We start from the raw sequence: 26,268 nt of genomic DNA, 5'->3' as shown, positions 1-26,268 counted from the left end.
CATGACGCTCTAGTCTGCCCGAATGACCGAAACCGTCCTTCCCGCCCTCGAACTCAATCCTCGCCCGCCCTTCGAACGGCGTATGATCGGCGACGAAAACAACATCGTGCTCGTCGTCGACGACGCCCTTCTCAATCCCGACGCCCTGCTGCGCCATGCCGAACAGTCGGCCTTTGCCGCTCCGCCGCCGAAATCCTTCTATCCCGGCGTAATCGCGCCCGTACCGATGACCTACCTGCAGCTTATGGCGCGGGAAATGCGTCAGATGATGGTGCAGCTGTTCGGCATGAACCCGTCAAGCCCCGCCCCGACCTACGGTTTCTTCGGCCTGGCCACGGTCGCCACAGACGACTTCACGCCTGCACAACGGGCCCCGCACACCGATTCCGCCCGCCTCAACAGCTTCGCGTCCGTGCATTACCTGACGCACGCCCCGTTCGGCGGCACGGCCTTCTATCGCCATAAGGCGACGGGGTGCGAACTCATTACGCCGATCCGCAGCGACAAATACGCCCGCACGCGCCGCCAGGAGCTGGCGCAGACCGAGGGACAACCCGCTGCCGCGGTCGAAGCCTTTTACGAAGAGATTGGCTATGTCGAGCCCAGGTTCAACCGCCTGGTTTTCTACCGGGCGGGACAGTTGCACCGCTCCCGCCTCAATAACGATGCGCCCCTGACCGCGGATCCGAAAACAGGCCGGCTGACCGCCAACCTGTTCTTCAATATCGAAAGCATCTAAAGCGCGATCCAAAAAGTGTGACGCACTTTTTGGACACATTGCGCGACAAAACAAAAACCTAGAGCATGGATTTGAGCGAAGCTAAAATCATCATGCTCTAGCAGGACCCGGACGGCCCTTATCCCGCATAGAGCATCTTGAGCGCTTCGGACGCGCAGTTGCGGCGGATATAGTCCTCGTGCAGAGGCAGCGGCTTTACGCGCTCGAGCACGGCGGACCGCCACCGGCCCAGTTGCAGGCGAAGATCGTCGTCATCAAGCGCGTCGGCCGCCGGATGATAGTCCTCCGGTATCATGCCCTGCCCTGTCAGGATGGCGACCCAGCTGACTTCACGGAACAGTTCCGGCTCCCGCGCCAGGGTCTGGCTGGTGGCGCGGAAAACGTCGAACCGCGCCTGGAGGCTGTCAGGAATGCTCATCTGCTGCACATGGCGCCAGAACGGCGTGTCGTCCCGTTCGGTGACCTTGTAGTGCGCGATAATGAAGTCCTTGATGTTCTCGTAGTCGAGTTCGACCTGGCGGTTATACTCGTCGACGATGTGCGGATTGATGCCGTGACGGGGGAAAAGCGCGAGAAATTTGAACGCACCCGACTGGACTAGGTGGATGCTGGTCGATTCCAGCGGTTCCAGGAACCCGCTGGCCAGGCCAAGCGCCACGACATTCTTGTTCCACGCCTTCTTGCGCCGGCCGGTAACGAAGCGGAGAATCTTCGGGTCGGCCAGCGCCTTGCCGTCAAGGCGCGTCAGTACCGTGGCGGCGGCTTCGTCTTCGCTGATGAAGTCCGAGCAGAAGACATAGCCGTTGCCCGTGCGGTGCTGCAGAGGGATGCGCCACTGCCAGCCGGCCTCACGCGCCGTGCAGCGGGTGAAGGGCGTAAGCACGTCCACGCGCTCGCATGGCACGGCGGCGGCACGGTTCATCGGCAGCCACCGGCTCCAGTCGATATAGCCGGTCTTCAGCGTCTCTTCGATCAACAAGCCCCGGAAGCCCGAGCAATCGATGAAGATGTCGCCTTCGACGTGCCGCCCGTCGGTCAGCTGCACCGAGGTGACATAGCCGGTTTCCGGATTCTGGTGGACCTGGACGATCTTGCCTTCCTGGCGGACGACGCCGCGCGTCTCGGCATAGCGGCGCAAGAAGCGCGCATACAGGCTGGCGTCGAACTGATAGGCATAGTTGACGGTCGGCTTGCCGACCTCGGGCTTGACGCGCCCGAAGCGCCCCTGCGACGCGGCTTCGGTTTCAGCATTGTACTTGCCGATGTCGACCGGGCCGCCGCCGCGCTGGATGTAGTGGCGGAAATAGTAGTGCGGAAAGGTGAAACCGGCGATGTCGAAGCCGTACAGCCCGAAGGGGTGGAAATAGGTGACGCCTTTTTGCCGCCAGTCGACGAACTCGATCCCCAGCTTGAATGTGCCGTTGGTCTCGCGGACAAACTCGTTCTCGTCGATGCCGAGGAAATTGTTGAATTCAATGATGGCGGGAATCGTCGCCTCACCGACCCCGACCGTTCCGATCTCTTCGGACTCGACCAGGGTGATGTCGTAGAAATGCGTTCCCAACGCCTTGGCGAAACAGGCCGCCGTCATCCACCCGGCGGTCCCGCCCCCGACGATGACGATCTTCTTGACTACTGAGTCCATGATTGCTCCTAAGCCACCACCGGGGCGCCGAGAAACGCTTCCATCGGGTTCATCTTTTCCACATTCATCCGTATAAAGCCCAGCATGCGCTGGAAGTGCTGGATCGCCTCCGCGTCGCCCGTCTGGTCGACCAGGGGATCGTAGGCCTTCGGGATAAGGCCATGGCCGATGAGCATCGAATACCAGTCGTCCTCGTCGAAGGTTTCGTCGTCATACAGGGCCAGGCTTCCGCGGGCCGCGAACAGCTCGAGCTTGTAGCGCAGCATGTCGGGCGGTTGAATCGTGCGGCAATAGTCCCAGAACGGCTGGTCGAAGCGCTGGTTGAGCAGATAGTGGCACATCTGGTAGTCGCGGATGCGCTCGAACGACGCCGAGACATTGCGATTGTATTCCAGGCTTTCCAGTCCGCAGTCGCTATCGATCGGGAACAGAGACACCAGATGCGACAGGCCGACAAGATTGGTATGCATGCGCACGCTGTCGATCGGGTCCATGACCACAGCCGCCTCGCCGATGGCCACGCAGTTCTTTTCCCAGGTGACCTGGCGCGCACCCGCCGAAAACGGCGTCACGACGGCGCTGGGCTCCAGATTGAGACCGGATACGATCCGCGCCGCGTCGAACGCCTCTTCGTCCTTCATGTCGACGCTGGTGTAGACTTGCTGGATCGCGGTGCAGTCGCGCAGAGGATACAGGCCCACCCAGCCCGAGCGGAAGGCCGCGATCTGACTGAAGGGCGGCAGGGGCGACATGGCCGGCGCATAGGTGTTGAGCACGCGATCGCACGGCAGCCATTTTTTCCACGACTCGAAGCGTACGCCCAGCGCATCGCCCAGCAGCGCGCTTTCCGAGCCGGTGGCGTCGATGAAGAAATCGCCCTCGACGGTCTGGCCGTCCATCAGGGTGACGGCGCGGATATGGCCCTGGTCGGGATCCTTGACGACGGTGGCCAGGCGCCCGGGGATGTGTGTGCCGGCCTGGCGCTTCAGGGCCGTCGACCTGAGCATGTTGCAGTAGCCTGTCGCACCGAGATGATAGGCATAGTCGCAGGTCGCAAAGCCGTCGGTAGCCTCGCCCGGCATGAAGAAACGCCCGTGCTTGGCAGCGGCGGCATTGATCGAGAAGTCCTCGAATTCCGCCTTCAGCCCGGCCGTGCGCGCCTTGATCCAGTAGTGATGGAACGGGACGCGGTTAAGCGGCCGTCCGTAGCTGGAATAGGCATGGAGGAACGGCGGCCGCGTCTTCGAAAAGTTTGCGAAGCGCTGCCCCAGCGAGAAGGTCGCCTCACTGGCCCGCATCGTCGCCGCTTCGTCCAGGCCGATCAGGTTGTGATAGGCTTCCTGCTGTTTCAGCGTCGGAAACACGTCGCCCGGCCGCAGCATCGACGGCAGCTCGACAAAGGTAAGGTCGATTCCCGCGTGGCCCAGCGCCCGCCACAGCACATTGACCGTCAGCCACAAGGCTTCGTCGCGGCCGACGATGACGACCCTGGAAATTCGCTTTGCCGGCTCAGCCATTGACGGCCTCCTGCGTTGTCGTGGCCGACGGATCGAAGCAATAGGATTTCAGGAACTCGGCGTGGCTGGGCAGGCTTTCGACATTGACCGTGACCCGCTCACGCATCTCGGCCATTTTTTCCAGAACGATGTCGAGGCTCATATTGTCGGCCTGGCGGTCGTAGCTTTGCGGGAAGACGCGCTGTCCCGTATAGACCGCGACCCAGGACGGCGGCGCGAACAAGCCGTCGCGGTAGCGGTGGATGTGGCCACGGCGGACAAAAGTCTCCATCCTCACCTTGAGCGTATCCGGCACCGCCTTCTCGCGGACATGACGCCAGAAACCGGTGGGATCCTCCTCCGGCGGCTTCTGGTTGGCGTGATAGTGCAGGATGAGAAAGTCGCGGACACGGTCGTATTCGATATCGACCTTGCGGTTGAATTCGTCGGTCAGTTTGGGATCGATCGTCGTGCCGGGAAACAGGCGCATCAGGAAGTCGGATGCGATCTGGGCCAGGTAGATGCTGGTCGATTCGAGCGGTTCAAGGAAGCCGCTGGCAAGGCCGATGGCGACGCAGTTCTTGTGCCAGGAGGTCGTACGGCGGCCCGCCTGGAATTTGAGCAGCCGCGGTTCGGCCTGCGCCCTGGCGTCGATGGCGCCCAGAAGGACTTCGGCGGCGCGCTCTTCCGTCGTGAAGGTGCTGGCGAAGACATAGCCGTTGCCGGTGCGGTGCTGCAGCGGGATGCGCCAGGTCCAGCCGGCCTCCTGCGCGGTGCAACGGGTATAGGGCGGGAAGTCGTCGGTCCGGTCGCACGGCACGGCCAGCGCCCGGTCGCACGGCAGCCAGGGCGTCCAGTCCTGCCAGCCGACCTTGAGTGTCTCCCCGATCAGCAGCGCGCGGAAACCCGAGCAGTCGATGAAGAGATCGCCTTCGACGATCTCGCCGGAGGCCAGGGTCAGCGACTGGATAAAGCCGTCCTCCGGCCGCAGCGTGACATCGACGACCTTGCCCTCGGTGCGGCGCAGGCCACGGGCCTCGGCCCAGCGGCGCAGGAATCGGGCATAGAGCACGGCGTCGAACTGATAGGCGTAGGCAAAGGTCGAGCGGACCGAACGGTCGTCGTTCGACGGGAAATCGAAGCGGTCGTGCCGGCACGCGACGATGGGAAACGAATAGTCTTCCAGGTTGGACACATGTCCGTTCTGCTGTGCGCGCAGCCAGTACTGGAACAGGGGCACGCCATTTATGGCCTGGCCATGAATGCCGAAGGGGTGGACGTAGCTGTCGCCATCGCGCGCCCAGTTGCGGAACTCGATGCCGAGCTTGAACGTCGCATTGGTTTCGCGCATGAACTCGGGTTCGTTGATCTCCAGGAAATCGTTGAAATCCTTGATCTGGGGCAAGGTTGCTTCCCCGACGCCGACTGTGCCGATTTCCTCGGATTCGATAAGCCGGACGTCGAAAAATTCCGGCCGAAGGGTCTTTGCGAAGCCGGCGGCGGTCATCCAGCCCGCCGTGCCGCCTCCCAGGATGATGATCCGCATCGGCTTCGTGTCCATATGTTCGTCTATCCTGTCCTTGCCGGCGCATTGTACGCGCTCTCCGGGTGCGAATAAAGACGCACCGGTGACGGGAATGCAATCCGCAAACCACAGTTTCACCACCGGTTTTTCCGTGCGCCGCCCCACGTTGGCAAGCGAAAAGTCACGGCCAGGAAAAGACGGCTTCACATAAAAAAAGGCGCGCTACCCGGGGGCAGCGCGCCTTCATTCCGTTTGGGTCCGGCCTTAGTACTTCAGGCGGATCGACGCCTGGATACGGCGGTCGTTCTTGAACCAGGAGCCCGGGAGCAGGACGCGGTCATGCACGTGACCGTCGTTGCGGTTGCCGTCGACCTGTTGTTCCAGCACCGTTTCGGTGTTGAGCAGGTTCGAGCCTTCCAGCGACACTTCGACATGGTCGCTGAAGCGGTAAGCGACGCGGCCGTCGAGGTAACCCGCAGCCTTCTGCCAGATCGGGAAGATCATGCAGCAGTCTTGCGACGTAACCAGGTATTGCGAACGCCAGTTGTAGGCGATACGCGCCGACCAGGCACCCTTTTCGTACATACCGATGATGTTGTACGTGTTGTCCGACAGGCCTTCGAGCGGCAGGTCGGTGAAGGTCACCGCCGAGTTGCCCGTGGCGCTGCCACCCAGCTGGGTCGAGGAGCCGTCGCCGGAGTTGACGACAACGTTCGAGCTCTTGATGCCGGTATTGTGCAGGTGGGTGAAGTTCGCCTGGATACCGAGGCCGTTGAACGGAGCCGGCAGGAAGTCGAAGAAGCTTTGGTAAGCCGCTTCGAAGCCCTTGATGGTCGCGCCGTCGCCGTTGATCGGGCCACTGACAACCACCGACTTGGTGACGCCGTTGTTGGTGTAGTCCTGAGTGTAACGACCCATTTGGATGTAGTCGTGGAACTTCTTGTAGAACAGGTTGAAGGTGAACGACCCGGTCGACGTGAAGTAGTTTTCAAGCGACATGTCGAACTGGTCGGCGGTGACCGGCTTCAGGTTCGGGTTGTTCGCCGAAGCGGTATAGGCCACGCGCGTCTTGACGATGTTGCCGCTGCCGTCGCAGACGAAGGCCCCGACCGACGCGTCGCACTTGTTCGGGCCGGTGAGAACCGTACCGGTCTGAGCGCGGCTGACGTTCGTGTATTCCTTCAGGTTACCGATATCGGGACGCGACATGGCTTTCGACGCCGCGAAGCGCAGGAACCACTTGTCGGTCAGGCCGAAACGAACGTTGAAGCTGGGCAGCACGTTGCGGTGCGTCACATCGACAGTGTTCAGAGCCGTGCTGGCCTGCATGAAGGCCCGGTCGTCCGCCGAGATGTAGTAGCTCGCGTTCGGAACCGAGGTCGGAAGGCCGGTAATCGGATCAACGCCGGGCGAGGTCGGCGTCGTGGCGTACACCGTGTTGTCGCTGTAGTTGACACCGCCGGTGCTGACGTTTTGCGTTTCGACATAACGGACACCGATGTTACCCGTGACGGTGATACCGTTCAGGATCGTCGCGTCGTTCCCGCCGAACTTCAGCTGGACGTAGACGGCCTTGGTCTTTTCAGACACGTCGGCGATTTCGGACGGACGGAAGCAGCCGTCACCCGTGTTCACGCCCAGGGTCGGCTTCGCCGGCACCACGACCGTCGGGTCGGTGACGTGAGCCTTAACCGCGGCGTTGTAAGCCGCGATGGCCGCAGCGTTACCGTCGGCCGCACCGCCGATTTCACCCGAACGATAGCAGATCGGGGTCCATGCGTTGGATAGCGTGCCATCCGTATTGCGGGCGTCGTAGGCGAGGTTGTTGTAGGCCGCCGCAAACGCTTCGCGGTTCTTCAGAGCATCGACGCTGAAGAAGACACCCTGGTTGGCATTGAGCGCACCACCGCCGTAGAAGTCCGACTTGAAGTCGAACACGCCGTAGTCGGCGGCGTTCGGGTACTTGTTACCCGTGATGTAGTAGTTGTTGGCGTCGTAGTTCGACCAGGTGTTGACGACGTTGGCCCAGTTATAGGTCGACCAGCGGACGGTTTGTTCGCGGTCGGCATAACGGACGCCGGCCTTCAGGGTGTTCAGCCACGGCGAGTCGAAGCTGTAGGCCAGGTCGGCGCGGGTGGCGAATTCATGGCCGTCCGAATCCGTCAGGTGGTCCATGATGAAGTGCTGGCGATAGTTCGCCGGGTCGGTCAGGAAGCCCGAGGTCAGGTTGAAGCCTTTCGGCGCAGCCACGTCGACGGTCGGATGATCGCCGGTCGTATCCCAGGTCGTGTTGGCGAAGGTCGCCAGTTCGGTCGAGATGTCGTAGTTCTTCTGGATCGCCTTGACGTACTGGACGTCGAAGTTCGTCTTCAGCTTGGAGGTGACGTCCCACTTGAAGTTGAACGAAGCGTCCTTCGTGTCGTTCAGGCTGTCGCTCCAGCGGGTGTCGTTCGCCCAGCCGGTGCCGCGTTGCGCCGGATTGCCGCAGGCGCCGCCATCCCAGCTGTAGCAAACCAGTTGGCCGTTGGAGGCGCTGGCGCCGGTCGGAGCGGCGATGGTGCCGTACCAGGCCGAGGAATTCTGGACCAGCGTGCCGGTCTGGATGTAACCGTCCGAATCGAAGGAACAGTTCGAGACCCCGCCGAGGCATTCGACGTTGCTGCCGGTGGAGACGGCATCGATACCCGTCGCCCAGGCGTCGGCGCCCGAGGAAGCGGTCGAGACGAACTCTTCCCACTGCTCGATCTTCTTCGACTGGTTGTACTGCAGCGTGGCGAGCATGGTGTGCTCGTTGTTCTGCCACTGGGCGGCCAGCGACACGCCGTCACGGGTACGGTCGTAGGTGTTGTCGCGGAACGAAACCGTCATCGGGATATAGCGCTTGTCGGGGCCCCAGTACGAGGTCTGGACGATCGCCATACGGCCGAACTGGATGCCTTGCGAATTGGTCGTCACGGCCGAGTGGGCGCCGTTGATCATGATGCCGAATTCGCCGAGCGACGTTTGGAAGCGGTCCGAATAGATGCCGGAATAGGCCGGCTGGCCCTTCTTCGACAGGTCGCCCCAGGTGTATTCGCCGGTGGCGGCCAGCAGACGGCCCTTCTGGTCGAACGGCAGACGCGTACGCAGGTTGATCGAACCGGCGATGCCGCCTTCGATCAGTTCAGCCGTCTGGTTCTTGTAGGTATCGACGCCGCCCATCAGTTCCGGCGAAACGTCCGACCAGGACAGGCCGCGGTTCGAGTCGGCGGTGAAGATGTCGCGGCCGTTGAATTCCGAACGGACCTGTTGCAGGCCGCGGACGACGACGCCCGAGGGTTCAGCCGAGAAGTGCGCCGTATCGCCGGTGGCGGCGAAGCGGTTCACGGTGACGCCGGCGACGCGCTGCAGCGCTTCGGCGACCGACTTGTCCGGGAACGAACCGATGTCGCTGGCCGTGATCGAATCGACGACCGTATCGGCGTCCTTCTTGATGGCCTGCGCCGACTTCAGGGCCTTGCGGACGCCGACGACGACGACTTCATCGCTCTTGGCGCCGGTGGCGGGCTTGTCCTGTGCCATGGCAGGCGCAGCCGCCGCGGCCAGCGCCGTAAGCGCCAGGAGCGAAACGCCTCCCTTTAAAAGCTGCAGCCCGCTGAAGGCCGTGCTTCCGGAATTTTTCATGTATGTTCTCCCTATTCTCCTTACGGCGGGACGAATCCGGCCGGTGAGACCTGCTGATACCAACTGAAGTTATTGACCGGCCGAAGCCCTGGACTCTTGTCCGACCGTTCCGTTTTTTATGCAGGGACTGTCCCCGAACGCAGCTTTGACGCAGGCGTCAATTCCCTTGCCACGCGCGGATCTGGACCGGCATTTTTTATTGGAGCGGACGGACGGCTTCTTCCCGATTAATTATTTCATCTTTCTCTGTTACCGGATTGGAGGCCGGAACACTAGGCGTATTATGACAACAAAGGCACAAACGGCGCTCATAATGGCACGAATGTCACACTTCTGACGTCTACCAGTCCCCCAAAATGCCAAAATTCGGTTACCGCTCACATATTTTGTATATTCAATCGCAACTTTGTGAAAACGATGACATTTCTGACAGCGCTGTCAAAGATTTGCGGGAAATTCGCGCAAATGGGGCAGGGGAAGCGAATCGGTTAAAAGAGTGGCGCGGCGCGGCAATGTGGCGCAGTAGGACAATATGAATGAAAGAGGAAATCATAGCCTCCGATGCCAGACGCCCTTGATATCCCCCCCGTCCCGGCCGTGGACGGCGTCACCCCCGAACAGTTCGCGCGCGAAATCATTCCGGCGGCCCGGCCCGTGGTGTTCAAGGGGCTGGTTTCGCAGTGGCCGGCGGTCCGGCAGGGCCTGACCTCACCGCAGACGGCGGCAGGCTATCTCAAGGCCATGGACCTGGGAATGCCTACCACGGTGCTGGAAGCCGGAAGCCAGATCGAAGGCCGGTTCGCCTACGGCCCGGACATGTACGATTTCAACTTCAACCGCAGCACCCGCTCGATTTCGGCCGGCGTGGACCAGTTGCTGGGCCTGCTCGAACACCCGAAGCCGCCCTATGTCTATGTCCAGTCGACTCCGCTGGACCAGTACATGCCGAAATTCGCGGCGGAAAACCCCTGTCCGTTGCTGCCGCCGCAAATAGGGCCGCGCATCTGGATCAGCAACGCCACGCGCGCCCAGACGCACAACGACAACGATTACAACATAGCGTGCGTCGTGGCCGGCCGCCGGCGCTTTACACTGTTCCCGCCCGAGCAGGTGACCAATCTCTATATCGGTCCGTTCGAGCGCACCCCGTCGGGCCGCCCGATCAGCCTGGCCAGCCTGGAAGCGCCCGATTTCGATGCGCACCCGAAGTTTCGCGACGCCATCGCGACGGCCCAGGTCGCCGAGCTCGAACCCGGCGACGCCCTCTACATTCCACGCTACTGGTGGCACCATGTCCAGTCGCTGGAGCGCTTCAACATCCTCATCAACTACTGGTGGGGCACGCCGGCCAATCCGCTGGAAAACCCGGTCCTGTGCTTCAATGACGCCATCCTGGCCCTCAAGGACCTGCCGCCGGTCGAGCGCGATTACTGGAAGGTCATGTTCGACCACTATATCTTCCAGGCCAACGGCAACCCCGTCGCCCATATCCCCGAGAGGCACCAGGGCGGCCTGGGCCGTCACACGCGCGAAATCCGCATCGGCCTGATCCGCAGCCTACAGCAGGCGTTCCTGGGCCGAAACTAGACCGGCAATGCCGCGATCGAGCGTAGCCCGCGACTTGGCGAAGCACAGGCGCAGGATAGGCAGGTTGCGGCCGCTGTCGCAGAAGGCCTTAAGCGGAATGGTCGCCACGCCGTGCCGCGCCACCAGTTCGAAGGCGAAGGCGACAGGGTCGGAAACGGCCTCGCCCAGGTCGATATTGACGAAATAGGTGCCGTCCGCCGCCATGACGCGAAACCCGGCGCGAGCCAGGTGGCCCGCCAGGTAGTCGCGCTGTTCCCGCAGTTCCGACAGCGCCGTGTCGAACCGCGCCTGCGGCAGGCCGAGCCCGAAAGCCACGCCGTGCTGCAAGGCCGGCGGCGTCGCGAAGGTAATGAACTGGTGCGCCCGCGCCATCTGGTCGACCAGCGGCTTCGGCCCGCAGACGAAGCCGACCTTCCAGCCGGTCAGCGAGAATATCTTGCCGGCCGAACCGATCTTGACGGCGCGGTCCTTCAGCCCCGGCACGTGCAGCACGCTAAGATGCGGCTGGTCGAAGATCACCTGCTCCCAGACCTCGTCGCTCATCACATAGGCATCGTGCCGCTCGCAATACCGCGCCAGCAGGTCGAGCTCGGCGCGCGTCACGGCGTGCGTCGTCGGATTGTTCGGGGTGGTCAGCAGGACCAGCCTGGTACGGTCGCTAAACACAGCAGCCAGGTCGTCTTCGCCGAAGGTCCAGTGCGGCGGCCTGAGCTGCACGATCTTCGGCACGCCCCCTGCCCGCCTGACCAGCGGCAGGTAGGCGTCGTACATCGGCTCGAACAGCACGACCTCGTCCCCCGGCGTCACGAAAGCCAGGATGGCGGCGGAGATGGCCTCGGTGGCGCCCGAGGTAATCATGACCTCGCTGTCCGGGTCGAAAGCCAGCCCCTGGGTCCGCGCGTAGAAGGCGGACACCGCCTGACGCAGCACGGGCAAGCCGCGCATGGGCGCGTACTGGTTGGACTGTTCGCCCAGCGCCCGGGCCGCCGCTTCGCGCACCTCGGGAAAGCCGTCGGTCTCCGGGAAGCCCTGGCCGAGATTGACCGCGCCGCGGGTCCTGGCCTCAAGCGACATGATCTCGAAAATGCTGGTCGGCAGGTCGGCGAAGATGGGATTCATGAAGGGTAATTATCACCTCGGTCCGCACGAAAAAAGACCCGAGACCGCCGGGATCGGTCTCGGGTCGTCAAAGGGGCGTGTGAAGGCCGGATAAGACCTTCACGCCACCGCCTTCAATCCATGCCGCGCGGCCTCGAGCACCTCGGGCCGTTCCCATGCTTCCGGATCGAGCGCGTCGGGCACCAGATGCCGCGTCTTCAGCCACTGCGAAAGCGCGGCGATCTCCTCACGCCGCTCGCTGTCGAGGCCCAGCCGCGCGCCTTCGGCGATCAGGCCGTCATAGGCTTCCGTGGCGTCGGCCTCCTCGACCTTGCCCTCGACGGCGACCTGGCGCAGGGCCTCCCTGGGGAAGGATTCGGCCCAGGACGCCGCCTTCAGCAGGTTGCCGGTGATGCGCGCTACGACCTCGGGGCTGCCGTCGAGCAAGGGATGATCGACCGTCAGGGCCCGCAGTTCGACCAGGCCGGAAAGGTGCGGCGAGGCCTGGATTGCGCGCGCTTCAAAGCGATGAACGATATGCAGGTGCGCGGACCGCGCCAGCTCCAGCCCCTTGGCACCGAACAGGATGGCGACGTCCGTATGGCCGCTCAGCAGCGCCTCGACCTCACGGCGAGCAATGTCGCCGAACGGTACGGACGGATGGTCGGCCACCACCGGCGCGAACTCGACATCCTGCTGCGAAACATGCGCCACCGAAAGCACCGTCTCCCAGGCCCGCAGCGCCCGCACCTGCGCCGGCGAAAAGGTCCCGGCCTCCTTGGGCAGGGACAGGCGCCGGCCGATCAGGTCGCGCAAGCTGGAAACATGGCCGCGCGGCCTGGCCACCACGGTGACCGCGTGCCAGGTCCTGCCGATGGCCAGCAAGCGCGAGCGCGCATTCTGGCCGTAGGCCCACAGGGCGGTCGCCGCATCGGCCTCGCGCACAAGGTTCGGCAGGGTATGGTCGAGATGGCCCTGGCGCACGGATGGCGTATTGGTTTCGCGCACCGAGACCAGGTTGACGTTCTCACGCAGGAATTCGCGCTGGAAGACGCCGCGGTTCGCCACCAGCCCGATGGCGGTAAGCGTCGGGCAGCGGGCATACCAGATAAGCGGAACGGTATGGTTGGGCGTCGTCGTCGCGCGCGGACCGGGCATGGGCAAGTCTCCGAAATGGGCGATCAAATTCCTATCATTTCAGTGTAGTTTTATCGCGCGAAAATTTCTACCGCCTGGCATGAGAAAAAATCAACGATCGGCTGCCGGCCGCTTGTTCTTCCGCACAATTTGTCATAAGGAACAAGGCGATAAAGACCGGGAATGAAACAGACATGCTGTCCCAGCGCGCCAAATATACTATACGGGTGATGCAGGAATTAGCCCGCTGCCCGCCGGAACAAAGCCTGCAAGCGGGGGAATTGGCGGCCCGCATCAAGGCGCCGCAGCATTTCCTGGAAGGGATATTGCTAGACCTGCGTCGCGAAGGCTTTCTGGTGTCGCGCCGCGGCCGCAGCGGCGGCTACACCCTGGCAAAGCCGGCCGACCTGATCTCTATCGCCGACCTTATCCGTCTGACCGACGGACCGCTGGCCCTGACGACCTGCGCCAGCCGCACGGCCTATGCCCGGTGTGACGATTGTCCGACGCCCGACGACTGCGAATTGCGCACCATCCTGGTGGCGGCGCGCGACGCCATGGCGCGGGTGCTGGAGGACGCGACCCTGGCGCGCCCGTCACCCCAAGCCTGATTTACTTGTTCCAGACGTAGGTGCGTTGCGTCGGCGTCGGCTTGGCGACCTGTTCACCCATCATGCGCGCGATGCGGAACAGCAGCTTCTTGTCGTCGAACGGCTTGGCGACATAGTCCTTGGCGCCAAGCTTCAGTGCAATCTGGATGTCGCCCATGGCCTGGCGCGCCGTCAGCATGAGGACAGGAATGTCCTTGTATTTCGGGATCGCCTTGATCGATTGCAGGAACGACAGGCCGTCCCGGCCCGGCAGGCCGATATCGAGCAGGATGCCGTCCGGACGGAACACGTCCATGGCCTGCGCCGCGCTTTCGGCATCGGCGGCCCGATAGGTGTCGTAACCGGCAAGGCCGAGCCGCAGGATCAGCAGCTCTGCGATATCGGAATTGTCTTCGACGATCAAAATGCGGCGGGACTGGGTCATGGCTTAGCTCTGGAGGTCGGTGTCCCGGCGACTATAAGCCATTTAAGTTAAACATCGCGAAACGCCGTTCGGCGCGGACGCACGGCAATGACGATTTTTCCGGTCTACTCCGATTCATGGACCAGCCGGGCGGAGGTCTGGCCGGCCATGGCCGCCGCCATGCCCGCTTCGCGCGGCGCCGACGACAGCCACAGGGCGACCGTGTCGGACAGGGCGGACGGATTGACGGGCTTGAGGACCAGCGCGTTCATCCCCGAGGCAAGACAGGCCTGCTGGCGCGCGCTGCCGCCGGCCGCGGTCAGGGCCAGAATGGGAACATCGCGGTTGAGCGGACTGGAATCGCGGATGGCGCGGCTGGCTGTGAAACCGTCCATGACCGGCATATTGATGTCCATGAGGACGAGGTCGTAGACCGAGCGCCGGCACGCCTCGACGGCGTCGTAGCCATTGTGCGCGACATCGACCACATGACCATGACGGCGCAACAGGTTCACCAGAAGTTCGGCGACGGCGTCCTGGTCGTCAACGACCAGCAGGTGGCCGGGCGTATGCTCCGCCGTGCCTTCGGTGACCGAGGCCGTGTCCGGCAGCGGAATGTCGAACCAGAATTCCGCACCGTGGCCCAGCACGCTGTTGACGCCGATCGCGCCGTGCATCAGCTCGACCAGTTGGCGGCAGATCGACAGGCCCAGCCCTGTCCCGCCGCTGCCGTCGTGCGTGGCGCGGTCGACCTGGGTAAAGCGCTGGAACAGGGCCTTCTGGCCGGCCTCGGATATGCCGGGGCCGGTATCGCGCACGGAGAACCGCAGGCGTCCCGATCCGTCCGGATCGTAGGCGATGGCGACCGTGACACCGCCCGAAGCCGTGAACTTGACGGCATTGCTGATAAGGTTGACCAGGATCTGGCGCAGGCGGCCGTCATCGACCAGCAGCGGCGACGGCAGGTCGCCGGCGCCGTTGACCTCGAGGCTCAGGCCCTTGGCGCCCGCCTGTATCTGCAACAGGTCGACGGCTTCGGCGACGATCTCACCGACGTCGGCGGGAGCAAGATCGAGCTCAAGCTGCCCCGCTTCGAGCTTGGAATGGTCGAGAATGTCGTTGATCAGGCCCAGCAGCGACTGTCCGGCTGTCTGGATGCGCGAAGCATGGCGGCGCAGGTCGTCCTGCCCTGTCAGCAGGTCGCGCAACAGGCCCGAAAAGCCGATGATGCTGGTTAGCGGCGTACGCAGCTCGTGGCTCATCGTGGCCAGGAACTGGGCCTTGGCCTCGGCGGCGGCATTGGCCTCGACGCTGGCGCGCGCCAGGGCGTCCTCGGTCGCCTTCTGCCGCGAAATGTCGCGCACCACGTCCTGGATGGAGGCGACCCGGCCGTCGTCGCCCAGGATGACGGTCGGATTGGCCTCGGCCCATATATAGTGCCCGCCCTTGTGCAGGGCACGATAGCGGATGCGCGGGGCATCGTCCCACACACCGCCGAGCACATAGGTACGATAGGCGGCCTGGACCGAGGCGAAGTCGTCGGGATGGACGATCTCGTTGACGTGCTTGCCCACCATTTCCTCAGGGGCATAGCCCAGCACCTTGGTGATGGCCGGCGAGATGTAGCTGATCGTGCCTGTGACGTCGAAGATGGTGATGATGTCGTTCGAATGATCGGCCAGCAGGCGATAGCGGCTCTCGCTGGCGGCCAGGTCGGCCTGGTTCTGCACGGCGTCGGTAATGTCGCGGAACACGCCGAACAGGCCGATGACCGTGCCGTGGACGTCCGTTTCGCAGACGCCCGAGGCGACGACATGGCGGATTTCGCCGGTCGCAGGGCGAATGATGCGCTTGGCGAAGCTGAAGCCTTCGCCGGAGCGGATGGCCGCTTCGATTCCGGCTGCGACGGACGCCTGGTCGTCGGGATGGTACAAGGTGGTGCTTTGGTTCAGGGCCGGGGCCGGCCCGTCGGGATCGAGCCCGATGATGGAGTAGATTTCCGGCGACCAGAAGCCCTTGTCGGTCGCCAGGTCGAAGTGCCAGTGGCCGACATTGGCCAGCTTTTCCGCCAGCTCGAGATAGTCGCGCGACTGGTTGAGCTGTTTGCGGGCCAGCAGAAGCTCGCGCTCATGCTGGCGCCGGTCGGCGGCCGGAAAGAGCGAGAAAACATAGGTGCCGTGGCCGTCGAAGTCACCGTTGAGCAGCACCGGCACGATGGAGGACACGCCTTGCACGTCCAGCGTCGCCTCGCGCACCTGGCCGGCGCGTTGCAGCAGCGGCAGGACCTGGGCGTTGAGAATGACGCGCGACGGCCGTGTCAGGTACTGGTTGAAGGACTGCAGCGGCTCGTCCGCGCTGATGCCGCACAGCCTGCGAAAAAAGGCGTTGGCGCGCACGATGCGGCCGCGGACATCGCAGGCGACGATGCCGCAGGGCACGAAGTCGAGAAAGTGTTCGTCGGCCGCCGCCTCCGCCATGTCAGGCCGCCCGGGCGACCGGGCGCGCAAGATAGCACTTCGCCGCCTCGGCCACCACGTCGGGCGCGCTGAGTTGCGGGTAATGCCCGTGGCTGTCGAGCACCATCAGTTCGCTGGCCGGCAGCGCGCCGTGGAGATAGACACCGACCTCGAGCGGCGCGACGATGTCGTCCTGGCACTGCATGACCAGGCACGGCACGTCGATGCCGGCGATTTCGGCGCGATGATCCGAACGGAAGACGACGCCGGCGAAATGGTGGATGATGCCGGGATCGTTGCGGCAGAAGAAGCCTTCGAGTTCGGTCGCCAGTTCCGGCCGGTCGGGATTGGCCATGACCAGGGGCGCCATCTGGGCCGACCAGGCGGCGTGATTGAGCGCCAGCATGGACAGCAGGTCGTCTATGCCTTCGTGCGTAAAGCCGCCGACATAGTCACCGTCGTCGACATAGCAGGGCGACGGCCCCAGCAGCATCAGCCGGCCGAACAGGTCGGGACGCTTTTTCGCCGCCAGCAGGGTGATCATGCACGCAACGCTGTGGGCCAGGACGTCGGCACCTCTGAGGCCAAGCGCGTCGCAGACCTCGATCAGGTCCTCGGCATAGGCGTGCAGGGTGCCGTAGCGGATCTTGTCATAGGCGGACAGGTCCGAGCGGCCGCTGCCGACATGGTCGAGCAGGATGCAGCGGTGGCTGGATTCGAAATGGGGAAGCACGCCCTGCCATATCTGCTGGTCGCAGCCGTAGCCATGAAGGAACAGGAGCGGCGTCTGGCCCGTGCCACGGACACTGACGGCATTTCTTTCGAGGATGGACATGGCGGGTACTCGCACGGATTTTCGTGCCGACAGTAGACCCGCAGGGTTAGGAAGCGCTTAAAAAATAGTGTCGGCGCCGTGGGAGTCGCCGCCGGCCCCTAATTATCGCCCGACAGGACGTAGGATGCCACGGTCACATATTTGCGACCGGCTTCCTGGGCGTGACAGACGCAGTTGTTCAGGTCCTCGTTCTTGCGCAGCGAGGCCAGCTTGATCAGCATGGGCAGGTTCAGGCCGGCGATGACTTCGGCGCGCGTCTGCTCCATGACCGAGATGGCGAGGTTCGAGGGCGTGCCGCCGAACATGTCGGTCAGCAGGATGACCCCGTCACCGGTGTCGTTCTCGGCTGTAGCCTTCAGGATGTCCTGGCGACGCTGGCTGACGTCGTCTTCGGGTCCGATGCAGATAGGGGTTACCTGGCTTTGCGGGCCGACCACATGTTCCATCGCCGCCACAAACTCTTCGGCGAGTCTGCCATGCGTTACGATCACCAGTCCGATCATGTATTGCCTAATCCTTGTCGCCGGGCCGCCCGTTTCCGGGGCGAAATCCAGCCATAACGCGTGATATTAGTCCGGTTTGCTTCGCACTGCAAAATGAGATTTGTAATCCATATTGGCAAATTCAACGTCAACGCCGAATTCCCAGTCCATATTGCAACTTTGAGCGGTATTTCTATCCGCCCCGTCGCAGCCGTGTCAGTAGCTTGGGCACGCTCGACGCCTCCCGGGGGTTGAGCCGGATCGTCGCCACATTTATTCCCAGAATCGGCGTGACCTCGGCCTCGGGCAGCCGGTCTACGGGATCGGTCTGGGCCAGGGCCACCAGGCCGATGCGCGTCATCGGGCGCCTGGGCAGGTCGCTCATGATGCCAAGGCCGCGGATTTCCATTTTTCCGTCAATGGTTTCCGGAGGGGCGGCATAGAGATTGCCGCCGGACACCCACACGCAGCTATAGTCGTCCGACACCAGCTGACATCCCGATTGCATGGCCCTGAGCGCCATGTCGCTCTTGCCGATTCCCGACGGCCCGACGATCAGGACGCCGCGCCAGGCGGGACCGACCATTAGGCTTAAAGTCGTGGCATGAAGAACAAGCTTACTCATCGCAGTACGAGAAGGATATGGGGAGCATCGACCTTAGACGAAAGGACGGTAACGCGATATGTGACACGCCCCGGGCACGACTTTTCCGGGCAAGTGGGACAAAAAGAGCGCAGGTGCGAAAAATAGGCCGTCACGCCTCGGGTAAAGCGATGGAGAAGCGCGCGCCGGTGACCTGGCCGTCGGCGTCCTTGCGGTTCTCGGCCCAGATCAGGCCACGGTGCGCCTCGATGATCTGGCGCGAAATCGACAGGCCCAGTCCCGAATTGCGACCGAAGCTGGTGCCCTTGGGCCGCGACGTATAGAAGCGCTGGAAGATGGTCTCCAGGTTCTCTTCCGGAATGCCTGGGCCGTCGTCCTCGACCGTCAGCAGCAGGGGCCGAAGGGGATCGGCGCGGCGGCTCAGGCGGACGCGTACCGTGCCGCCCTGGGGGCTGAACGAGCGCGCATTGTCGATGACATTGCGGAAGACCTGGCCCAGCGGGCCTTCGCGGCCGCTGACGAAGGCGGGATTGGCGTCACGCGCAAAGGCGACCCCCGCCTCGGCGGGCTTCAGGCTCTGCTGGTACAGCGACACGATGTCGTCGAGCAGTCCGCCCACCTCGACGCGGCGCGGCGTATCGCGCGACAGCTCGGCGTCGAGGCGCGAAGCATTGGAAATGTCGGTGATCAGGCGGTCGATGCGGTGGACGTCCTGGTTGACCACGCCCATCAGCCGCTCCTTGGCCGAGTCGTCCTTGACGAGCTTGAGCGTTTCCAGCGCACTGCGGATCGAGGTCAGCGGGTTCTTGATCTCATGCGCCACGTCGGCCGCGAAACGGTCGATTTCCTCCATGCGCCGCCACAGGGTGGCCGTCATGCTTTCGATCGAGCGCGCCAGCCCGCCGATCTCGTCCTTGCGCTCCTCAAGGTCGGGCAGCGAAATCGCCCGCGTCTGGTTGGCGCGCACGCTGTCGGCGGCGGCCGACAGGCGTTGGATCGGCCGGGTGATCAGGAAGTGCAGGATGACCGACGAGGCCAGGCTGACGCAAAGGGCCACCAGGGCAAAGGGGATCATGGCCTTGCGCTGGTCGGCGACGATGCGGTCGAGATCGCCGCGTTCCAGGGTCAGCACGCCCAGGACGGTGCGTACGCGGCGGATGGGGATCGACACGGACACGACGTTCTTGCCGCGTTCGTCATGGCGAACCTGCTCGACCTCGGTGCCCTTGAGCGCGGTCTGGACCTCCAGCTGCAATTCCTTGCGGCCCTCGGCGCGGCGCTCGGCGCGGACCTGCGACCGGTCGTCGGGCGCGGGGTCGCCGGGCTTGCGGGCCAGCGGCAGTTTGTGGACGTCGACATTTTCCGACACGACGTAGGAATCGGACAGCAGGTTGCCATCGGCGTCGAACAGGCGGGCGCGCTGGTCCGGCGGAATGAAGTCGGACAGGACCCGGTTGGCGTACAGGGGGTCGAGATAGGCTTCCGGCCCGTCGCCGGTGGCCACCGCCGCCATCAGGTGCCCGATCAGATGGGCCTGCGAGGTCAGGGAGTCCTTGTAGGCGTTGACCAGGCCCTTTTGCAGCTCGTTCACGGCCATGGCGCCGCCCAGCAGGATGAGCAGGCTGACAATATTCAGCCCGACGACCAGCCGCCCGAGGCGCGAATGGATAAAGGGCAGCCGTTTGTACCAGGGGCCGGTCGACATCAGAGCGCCAGGCCAAAGGAATAGTCGTGCTTCGGCCCTCCCTGCGCAGCGGGGAGGGGGGACCGCCGAAGGCGGTGGGCGGGGCAATTCCGTCGAGGTAACAAACTGCTATGCCTCATGATTATCGCGCGGCCTTTGCCTTCGGTGCTTAACCTAGCTGGAAATCGTGTCGGCAAAGGAAGAAAGAAGCCCCGCCCACCGCCTTCGGCGGTCCCCCCTCCCCATAAATGGGGAGGGCGAAGAACTCTTGCGTTGAAAGCCTTACGCTTCCTTGTAGCGGTAACCGACGCCGTACAGCGTCTCGATCGAATCGAAATTCTGATCGACGACGCGGAACTTCTTGCGCATACGCTTGACGTGGCTGTCGATGGTGCGGTCGTCGACATACACCTGGTCGTCATAGGCGGCGTCCATCAGGTTGTCGCGGCTCTTCACGAAACCCGGGCGTTGGGCCAGGGCGTGCAGCAGCAGGAATTCCGTGACCGTCAGACGCACCGGCTTGCCGTCCCAGGTGCATTCGTGGCGGGCGGCGTCCATGACCAGCTTGCCGCGCTTCAACGACTTGGCGTTCAGCGCCTCGGTGACTTCGGGCGCCTCGCCCTGCTCGATGATGCCGGCGCGGCGCAGGACCGCCTTGACGCGCTCCAGCAGCAGGCGCTGCGAGAACGGCTTGTGCATGTAGTCGTCGGCGCCGAGGTTGAAGCCGAGAATCTCGTCGATCTCGTCGTCCTTGGACGTCAGGATGATGACCGGGATGTTCGAGGTGGCGCGCAGGCGCTTAAGCACCTCCATGCCGTCCATGCGCGGCATCTTGACGTCGAGGATGGCCAGGTCGGGCGGATCCTTTTCCAGGGCTGCCAGGCCCGTGGCGCCGTCATAATAGGCAGAAATGGTATGTCCGCCGCTTTCCAGCGCCAGCGACACGCTCGTCACGATATTTTCGTCGTCATCAACCAGGGTGATTCGAGCCAATTTGATCTCCATAAGGGTACGCGCAAACGCCGCGGGATCGGGCTTCACAAACGCAACCGGGTAGCACGAAGGCCTTTGGCGCCAATCCGCCGCAGACCGTAGCCTACCACTACTTCCATACTCACGTTCTTTTCAGGGCGCAAACACGGTCATATTTCGGCAGGTCTTTGACCTCAATGAGATTTTAACCTCATTTGTGCAAACATCGCCACAATTTCAAGGCTCAGAACGGGCCGAAACGAGGCAATGATGGGCGATTCCGCACGCAGCCAGGTGCATTACGAGGTCTTTGCCCGCAAGACCCCGGCCTCGTCATGGGCGCTGCAATCGGCGCTCGAAAACCGCGAGCTCGCCATCCAGGCCGCCAAGGAACTGCTGGCCGCCAGGCGCGCCGCCGCCGTCATGGTCAGCAAGGAAACACTCGACGTCGAAAGCGGTGAATACCGCTCGCTGAGCGTCTTCACCGACGGCGTAGTCGAACAAAAGAAAAAGACGGTGCTGGCGCGCGAAGTCGACAGCATCTGTTCCAGCCCGCAGGAATTCTACACGCCCATCGCCCGCGAAAAGATCGGCCGCCTGCTTGAGGAATGGCTGAAGCGCAACGGCGTCACCGCCTTCGAACTGCTGCATCGTCCGGACCTGGCCGAACGTCTCGACGCCACCGGCACCGAACTGCAGCACGTCTGCCAGAAGCTGGCCGTGCCGGAATCGCAGGATACGGGCGCGGACCTGCACGAAACCATGCGGCGCTGGCGGGCCCTGATCGACAAGGCCGTGACACGCCTGATCACCGACGGCCGCAAGAACACCTTCCCCGATATCGTGCCGTCGAACTGGCTGGCGACGATCGACAAGCTCAAGGACCATCCCGAAAAGGCCTATGTCCTGGGCGGCGCGCTGGCCAAGGTTCTCGCCAAGGACAACCGCCCGGCGGTCAAGCTGGAAAAGCTTCTGCTGTTCGCCACGGTGCTGGCCGACGCTTCGGACGGCCGCGAATGGGCGTTGAATGTCATCGAAGCCCCGGTCGTCGAGCTGTTCTCGTCGCGCACCGCCTTAAGCGACGTGCTGGGCGAAGAGGCCGACCTCGGCACCTCCCTGGCCGTGCTGACGCGCATGGCTGCCAGCCGCGAAGTCGACCTGATCGCTCAGATCGATCCCGCAGTGGCGCGCGTCATTCCCCCGCTCAAGGACGTGCTGGCCGGCTATCACAAGCTGATGGCGCTGGGATCTTTCCACCACCTCAGCCAGAATATCCAGAAGCGCCTGATGCAGGAGCTGAAAGGCCCGCGCCGCCTCAAGCCCGGCGATCCCAATGCCGAAATCGAGACCCTGCGCGCGCTCGCCATGTGCATCACCGCCGCCGGCAAGGAAGAGGCCCAGCGCGACGACATCAAGGAGGCCTTTATCGAGCGCTCCAAGATGCTGATTTCGGCCGATTTCGTCGACAGCCTGGTGCGCACGGCGCAATCGCCGGTCCAGGAGGTCGAGAAACTGGTCTGGCTGTGTGAAAACGTGGCGGGCGCCGGCAACAAGCGCCAGGCCGCGCAGTGGCTGGCCTCGTCGATCGGCTCGCTGAAATTCGAGCGCGATATCCGCGACCACGCCCGCCCGGCGCCGCAGCGCCTGTTGTGGCTGGCCCAGATGCAGAAGCGCGCCATCGCGGCGCAATTGGGCGATAAAGCCCTGGAAGACGTGTCCGGCAAGCTCGGCAAGTTCGGCGGCGAAATCGCCACCGACGGCCAGGTCATCTCCAATATGCTGAGAGCCCAGGCCCCTGCCCTGCACAAGCTGGCCTGGTTGCTGAGCTTCGCCGCCGGCCAGGCCGCGCCCCTGGGCCCGGTCGCCGATCAGGCCAAGGCGGAGGTGATGCGGATCCTGCGCATGCCGGCCATGCAGGAAGCGCTCAACAACAATCCGCAGGCCGTCGCGCAGCTTAAGCCCATGATGCAGGCGGCGGGCCTGGCGGCGTAATCAGCCCCGGAAATTCAGTTCGAGCAGGACATTGTTCGGATCGGCGACGAACAGCTGCCGAAGTGAGATCGACGGAATCTCGTTGTAGCCGTACTCCAGGCCACGCGCTTTCAGCTTTTCCACCGTCTCGTCGAAGCCGTCGCATTCGAAGGCGACGTGGTGGATAGCGCCGGTCGGCTTTCCTGGCTGGACGTCGCGCGGGATCGTGTTGTCCGTGCCCCACAGATTGAGGTGGATTACGGCCTGGCCCGACGGCGCGTGCAGCCACTGCCGTAATGCTGGATCACGCTCCGGCGCGACACGCGCTTCGAGGCCCAGCAGGTCCTCGTAAAAGCCGATCGTCCCCGCCATGTCGTGCGTCTGGATATTGATATGATTGAGGTTCTTCACAAACATCAGTGCGCCTCGTCCCAGTTGTCGGCGGCGTGGGCTTCGACGACCAGCGGCACGCTGAAGTCGATGGCCGGCAGAGCCGCGCCAGACATGATGTCCTTGATCACCGGGATGACGGCGTCGACCTCGGACTCGGGGGCCTCGAAGATCAGTTCGTCGTGCACCTGCAACAGCATGCGCGTGGTGAAGCCGCCTGTTTTCAGAGCGCCCGGCATGCGGATCATGGCGCGGCGGATGATATCGGCGGCCGTGCCCTGGATCGGGGCGTTGATGGCCGCGCGTTCGGCGAACGACTTCAACGCACCCTTGCCGTTGATTTCCGGGATATGGATCCTGCGGCCGAACAGCGTCATGACGAAGCCGTTGGCGCGGACCTCGTCGCGCGCCCGGTCCATATAGTCCTTGATGCCGGGGAAGCGGTCGAAATAGGTCTCGATATAGCGCCCGGCCTCGCCGCGCTCGATGCCGAGCTGGTTCGACAGGCCGAAAGCGGAAATACCGTAGATGATGCCGAAATTGATCGCCTTGGCGCGGCGGCGGATTTCCGACGTCATCTCGCTCAGCGGCACATTGAACATTTCCGACGCCGTCATGGCGTGGATGTCGTCGCCGCGTGCGAAGGCCTGTTTCAACTGCGGGATATCGCCGATGTGGGCGAGAATCCGCAGTTCGATCTGCGAATAGTCGGCGCTGATCAGCTTGTGCCCCGGCTTGGCGATGAAGGCAGCGCGGATCTTGCGCCCTTCGGCTGTGCGGATCGGGATGTTCTGCAGATTGGGTTCGTTCGACGACAACCGCCCTGTCGGCGTCGCCGCCAGGTGGAAGCTGGTGTGGATGCGCTGCGTGCCGGGATCGGCATAGGCGACCAGGTTGTCGGTATAGGTGCCCTTGAGTTTGGACATCTGGCGGTAGTCGAGGACCAGCCGGGCCAAGGGCACGCCCTGTTCGGCCAGCTCTTCCAGCACCTTGACGTCGGTTGCCCACTGGCCCGACGCCGTGCGCTTGCCGCCCGCCAGCTTCATTTCGTCGAAAAAGATGGCGCCCAGTTGCTGCGGGCTGCCGAGGTTGAACGGCCGGCCGAGCACCGTATGGGCTTCGGCCTCGATGGCCGCCATGCGCGTACCGAAGTCCTGGCTGAGCAGGCGCAGGCGTTCCGGATCGATACGGATGCCGCCCAGCTCCATGTCGGACAGGACCGCGGGCATGCCGCGTTCCAGCGTCTCATAGGTCGTGACCATGCGTTCCCGCCACAGCCGCGGTTTCAACAGCTGCCACAGGCGCAGCGTCACGTCGGCGTCCTCGGCGGCGTAGCGCGTGGCTTCCTTCAGCGCGACGAACTTGAAGCTCTTGGCCGCCTTGCCCGAGCCGGCGACCTCCTTGAAGGCGATCGGCTTGTGGCCCAGGTGCATTTCCGACAGCTCGTCCATGCCGTGGCCGTGCAGTCCGCCTTCGAGCACATAGGACAGCAGCATGGTGTCGTCGAACGGCGCGACGTCAATGCCGTTGCGGTGGAAGACGCTGAGGTCGTACTTGATATTCTGCCCGACCTTGAGAATCCGGGGGTCTTCGAGCAGCGGCTTCAGCACGCGGATGACGTCGTCGCGCGCGATTTGCTTCAATTCGTCGCCACCGAAATCCAGCCCTTCGGCGTCGTGGCCGAGCGGAATATAACAGGCGCAGTTGGGCGCGGTCGAAAGCGAAATGCCGACCAGGTTGGAATGGCTGGCCGACAGGTCGTCGGTCTCGGTATCGACTGCCACCACCTGGGCCTGGTGCGCGCGCTTGACCCAGACTTCGAGCGCTTCCAGCGACTGCACGCATTCATAGGCGTCGAGATCGAAGGGCTGGCGCGCCGACTCTTCGGCGGTTTGCTTCGGCGCGCCGTAAAGCGGGCGCAGCACCGGCGCGACCGGCACCTGGCTGATCGCCGTCGTTTCCATCAGGTTGATATGGCCGCCGACGCGCTTGGCCAGGCTGTTGAATTCCATCACCGCCAGGAAGCTGGCCAGGACATCGGCGTCGGGCTGCTTCAGGGCAAAGGTCTCGATTTCCGGCAGGTCGGGCACGCCGCAGTGCAGGCGCACCAGTTCGCGCGACAGCAGAATCTGGTCCTTGAAGTCGATCAGGGTCTGGCGGCGCTTTTCCTGCTTGATCTCGGATGCGCGTGCCAAAACGCTGTCGAGGTCGCCGTATTCGAGCAACAGTTGGGCGGCGGTCTTGACGCCGATGCCCGGGGCGCCCGGCACATTGTCGGCCGTGTCGCCGATCAGCGCCTGGGCGTCGACCACCAGTTCGGGCGGCACACCGAACTTTTCGATGACCTGTTCGCGGCGGATGTCCGTACCCTTGACGGGTTCCAGCATCGACACGTCGTCATTGACCAGCTGCATCAGGTCCTTGTCGGACGACACGATGGTGACCTTGAAACCCTGCGCGCGCGCCTGATGGGCATAGGTGCAGATCAGGTCGTCGGCCTCGTAGCCCAGCATTTCGATCGCCGGCAGGCCGAAGGCGCGCGTCGCGTCGCGGATCAGCGGGAATTGCGGGATCAGGTCTTCCGGCGGCTCGGGACGGTGTGCCTTGTACTGGTCGTACAGCTCGTTGCGGAAAGTCTTGGAGCTGGCATCGAAGATGACCGCCAGGTGCGACGGCGCGTCGTCGCCGCGGTTTTCCTTGATCAGCTTGAACAGCATGTTGCAGTAGCCGGAAACGGCGCCGACCGGCAGTCCGTCCGACTTGCGCGTCAGGGGCGGCAAGCCGTGATAGGCGCGGAAGATGTAGCCCGAGCCGTCGATCAGCACCAGGCGTTTAGCCTTGCCGTTATCGGTTGTCACGGCTTCGGGAGCGGAGGCTGTATCGTCCATGGGAATCGTCTGTCGCGCAAAATGAGAGGTTCGTCATAGAGCCATATGGGCTCCATGCCAAATCAAAGCGACAGGCCTTGGC

At 63.5% G+C, this 26,268-nt stretch carries 19 protein-coding genes; 4 read left to right on the top strand and 15 right to left on the bottom strand.

Features of this window, described 5'->3' with window-relative positions:
- Nucleotides 1-22: 22 nt before the first annotated feature.
- Nucleotides 23-739 carry a DUF6445 family protein gene (locus tag AB8717_RS01395; protein ID WP_443749241.1) on the top strand — a complete coding sequence of 239 codons (717 nt, stop codon included), beginning with the start codon at nt 23-25 and terminating at the stop codon, nt 737-739.
- 118 nt (nt 740-857) lie between these two features.
- Here the strand turns inward: AB8717_RS01395 and AB8717_RS01390 are convergent, their stop codons facing one another.
- The 4 genes from AB8717_RS01390 to AB8717_RS01375 form a co-directional block, all read right to left on the bottom strand.
- A complete protein-coding gene (locus AB8717_RS01390) occupies nt 858-2,384 on the bottom strand; it encodes a tryptophan halogenase family protein (RefSeq protein WP_443749240.1) in 1,527 nt (508 codons plus the stop codon).
- An 8-nt stretch (nt 2,385-2,392) separates the two neighbouring features.
- Entirely contained in the window at nt 2,393-3,901 is a 1,509-nt protein-coding gene (locus tag AB8717_RS01385) for a tryptophan halogenase family protein (RefSeq protein WP_443749239.1), read from the bottom strand.
- A complete protein-coding gene (locus AB8717_RS01380) occupies nt 3,894-5,441 on the bottom strand; it encodes a tryptophan halogenase family protein (protein ID WP_443749238.1) in 1,548 nt (515 codons plus the stop codon). The genes AB8717_RS01385 and AB8717_RS01380 overlap by 8 nt, the downstream gene beginning before the upstream one ends.
- Before the next feature lie 228 nt (nt 5,442-5,669).
- Complete coding sequence (locus AB8717_RS01375) at nt 5,670-9,068, bottom strand: TonB-dependent receptor (RefSeq protein WP_443749237.1); 3,399 nt, start codon at nt 9,066-9,068, stop codon at nt 5,670-5,672.
- Nucleotides 9,069-9,629: 561 nt separating this feature from the next.
- Between AB8717_RS01375 and AB8717_RS01370 the strand changes: the two genes are divergently transcribed.
- The gene (locus AB8717_RS01370) at nt 9,630-10,655 is read left to right on the top strand and encodes a cupin-like domain-containing protein (RefSeq protein ID WP_443749236.1); all 1,026 of its coding nucleotides are present in this window, start codon (nt 9,630-9,632) and stop codon (nt 10,653-10,655) included.
- Here the strand turns inward: AB8717_RS01370 and AB8717_RS01365 are convergent.
- Together AB8717_RS01365 and AB8717_RS01360 are read right to left on the bottom strand one after the other, a co-directional pair.
- The gene (locus AB8717_RS01365) at nt 10,626-11,774 is read right to left on the bottom strand and encodes an aminotransferase (RefSeq protein WP_443749235.1); all 1,149 of its coding nucleotides are present in this window, start codon (nt 11,772-11,774) and stop codon (nt 10,626-10,628) included. The genes AB8717_RS01370 and AB8717_RS01365 overlap by 30 nt on opposite strands.
- A 99-nt stretch (nt 11,775-11,873) precedes the next feature.
- Nucleotides 11,874-12,911: an ABC transporter substrate-binding protein gene (locus tag AB8717_RS01360; protein ID WP_443749234.1), complete on the bottom strand. Its 1,038-nt coding sequence runs from the start codon at nt 12,909-12,911 to the stop codon at nt 11,874-11,876.
- Nucleotides 12,912-13,084: 173 nt separating this feature from the next.
- Here AB8717_RS01360 and AB8717_RS01355 point away from each other — a divergent pair, with 173 nt between their 5' ends.
- On the top strand, nt 13,085-13,501 hold the full coding sequence (locus tag AB8717_RS01355; protein ID WP_443749233.1) for an RrF2 family transcriptional regulator: 417 nt from the start codon (nt 13,085-13,087) through the stop codon (nt 13,499-13,501).
- Between the two features lies 1 nt (nt 13,502).
- Here AB8717_RS01355 and AB8717_RS01350 read toward each other — a convergent pair whose 3' ends face one another.
- From AB8717_RS01350 to AB8717_RS01320, 7 genes are all read right to left on the bottom strand, one after another.
- Entirely contained in the window at nt 13,503-13,925 is a 423-nt protein-coding gene (locus AB8717_RS01350) for a response regulator transcription factor (protein ID WP_443749232.1), read from the bottom strand.
- 104 nt (nt 13,926-14,029) lie between these two features.
- Nucleotides 14,030-16,381: a PAS domain S-box protein gene (locus AB8717_RS01345; RefSeq protein ID WP_443749231.1), complete on the bottom strand. Its 2,352-nt coding sequence runs from the start codon at nt 16,379-16,381 to the stop codon at nt 14,030-14,032.
- A 1-nt stretch (nt 16,382) separates the two neighbouring features.
- Nucleotides 16,383-17,195: an alpha/beta fold hydrolase gene (locus AB8717_RS01340; protein WP_443749230.1), complete on the bottom strand. Its 813-nt coding sequence runs from the start codon at nt 17,193-17,195 to the stop codon at nt 16,383-16,385.
- 98 nt (nt 17,196-17,293) lie between these two features.
- Nucleotides 17,294-17,698, bottom strand: a complete 405-nt coding sequence (locus tag AB8717_RS01335; RefSeq protein WP_443749229.1) for a PTS sugar transporter subunit IIA — start codon at nt 17,696-17,698, stop codon at nt 17,294-17,296.
- 172 nt (nt 17,699-17,870) lie between these two features.
- Nucleotides 17,871-18,302 carry an HPr kinase/phosphorylase gene (locus tag AB8717_RS01330; protein ID WP_443749228.1) on the bottom strand — a complete coding sequence of 144 codons (432 nt, stop codon included), beginning with the start codon at nt 18,300-18,302 and terminating at the stop codon, nt 17,871-17,873.
- 130 nt (nt 18,303-18,432) lie between these two features.
- Nucleotides 18,433-19,986, bottom strand: coding sequence for an ATP-binding protein (locus tag AB8717_RS01325; RefSeq protein WP_443749227.1), 1,554 nt, complete (start codon nt 19,984-19,986; stop codon nt 18,433-18,435).
- Between the two features lie 261 nt (nt 19,987-20,247).
- On the bottom strand, nt 20,248-20,958 hold the full coding sequence (locus AB8717_RS01320; protein WP_443749226.1) for a response regulator transcription factor: 711 nt from the start codon (nt 20,956-20,958) through the stop codon (nt 20,248-20,250).
- A gap of 249 nt (nt 20,959-21,207) precedes the next feature.
- On the opposite strand from AB8717_RS01320, the gene AB8717_RS01315 reads away from it, so the two are divergent.
- On the top strand, nt 21,208-22,929 hold the full coding sequence (locus tag AB8717_RS01315) for a hypothetical protein (protein ID WP_443749225.1): 1,722 nt from the start codon (nt 21,208-21,210) through the stop codon (nt 22,927-22,929).
- Here AB8717_RS01315 and AB8717_RS01310 read toward each other — a convergent pair whose 3' ends face one another.
- Nucleotides 22,930-23,325, bottom strand: coding sequence for a VOC family protein (locus tag AB8717_RS01310; RefSeq protein ID WP_443749224.1), 396 nt, complete (start codon nt 23,323-23,325; stop codon nt 22,930-22,932).
- Entirely contained in the window at nt 23,325-26,186 is a 2,862-nt protein-coding gene (gene polA / locus AB8717_RS01305) for a DNA polymerase I (RefSeq protein ID WP_443749223.1), read from the bottom strand. The genes AB8717_RS01310 and polA overlap by 1 nt, the downstream gene beginning before the upstream one ends.
- Between the last annotated feature and the right edge of the window lie 82 nt (nt 26,187-26,268).

The organism is Asticcacaulis solisilvae (genome assembly GCF_052327315.1).
Taxonomy (GTDB): domain Bacteria; phylum Pseudomonadota; class Alphaproteobacteria; order Caulobacterales; family Caulobacteraceae; genus Asticcacaulis; species Asticcacaulis solisilvae_B.
This window is presented reverse-complemented; position numbering and strand designations above follow the sequence as displayed.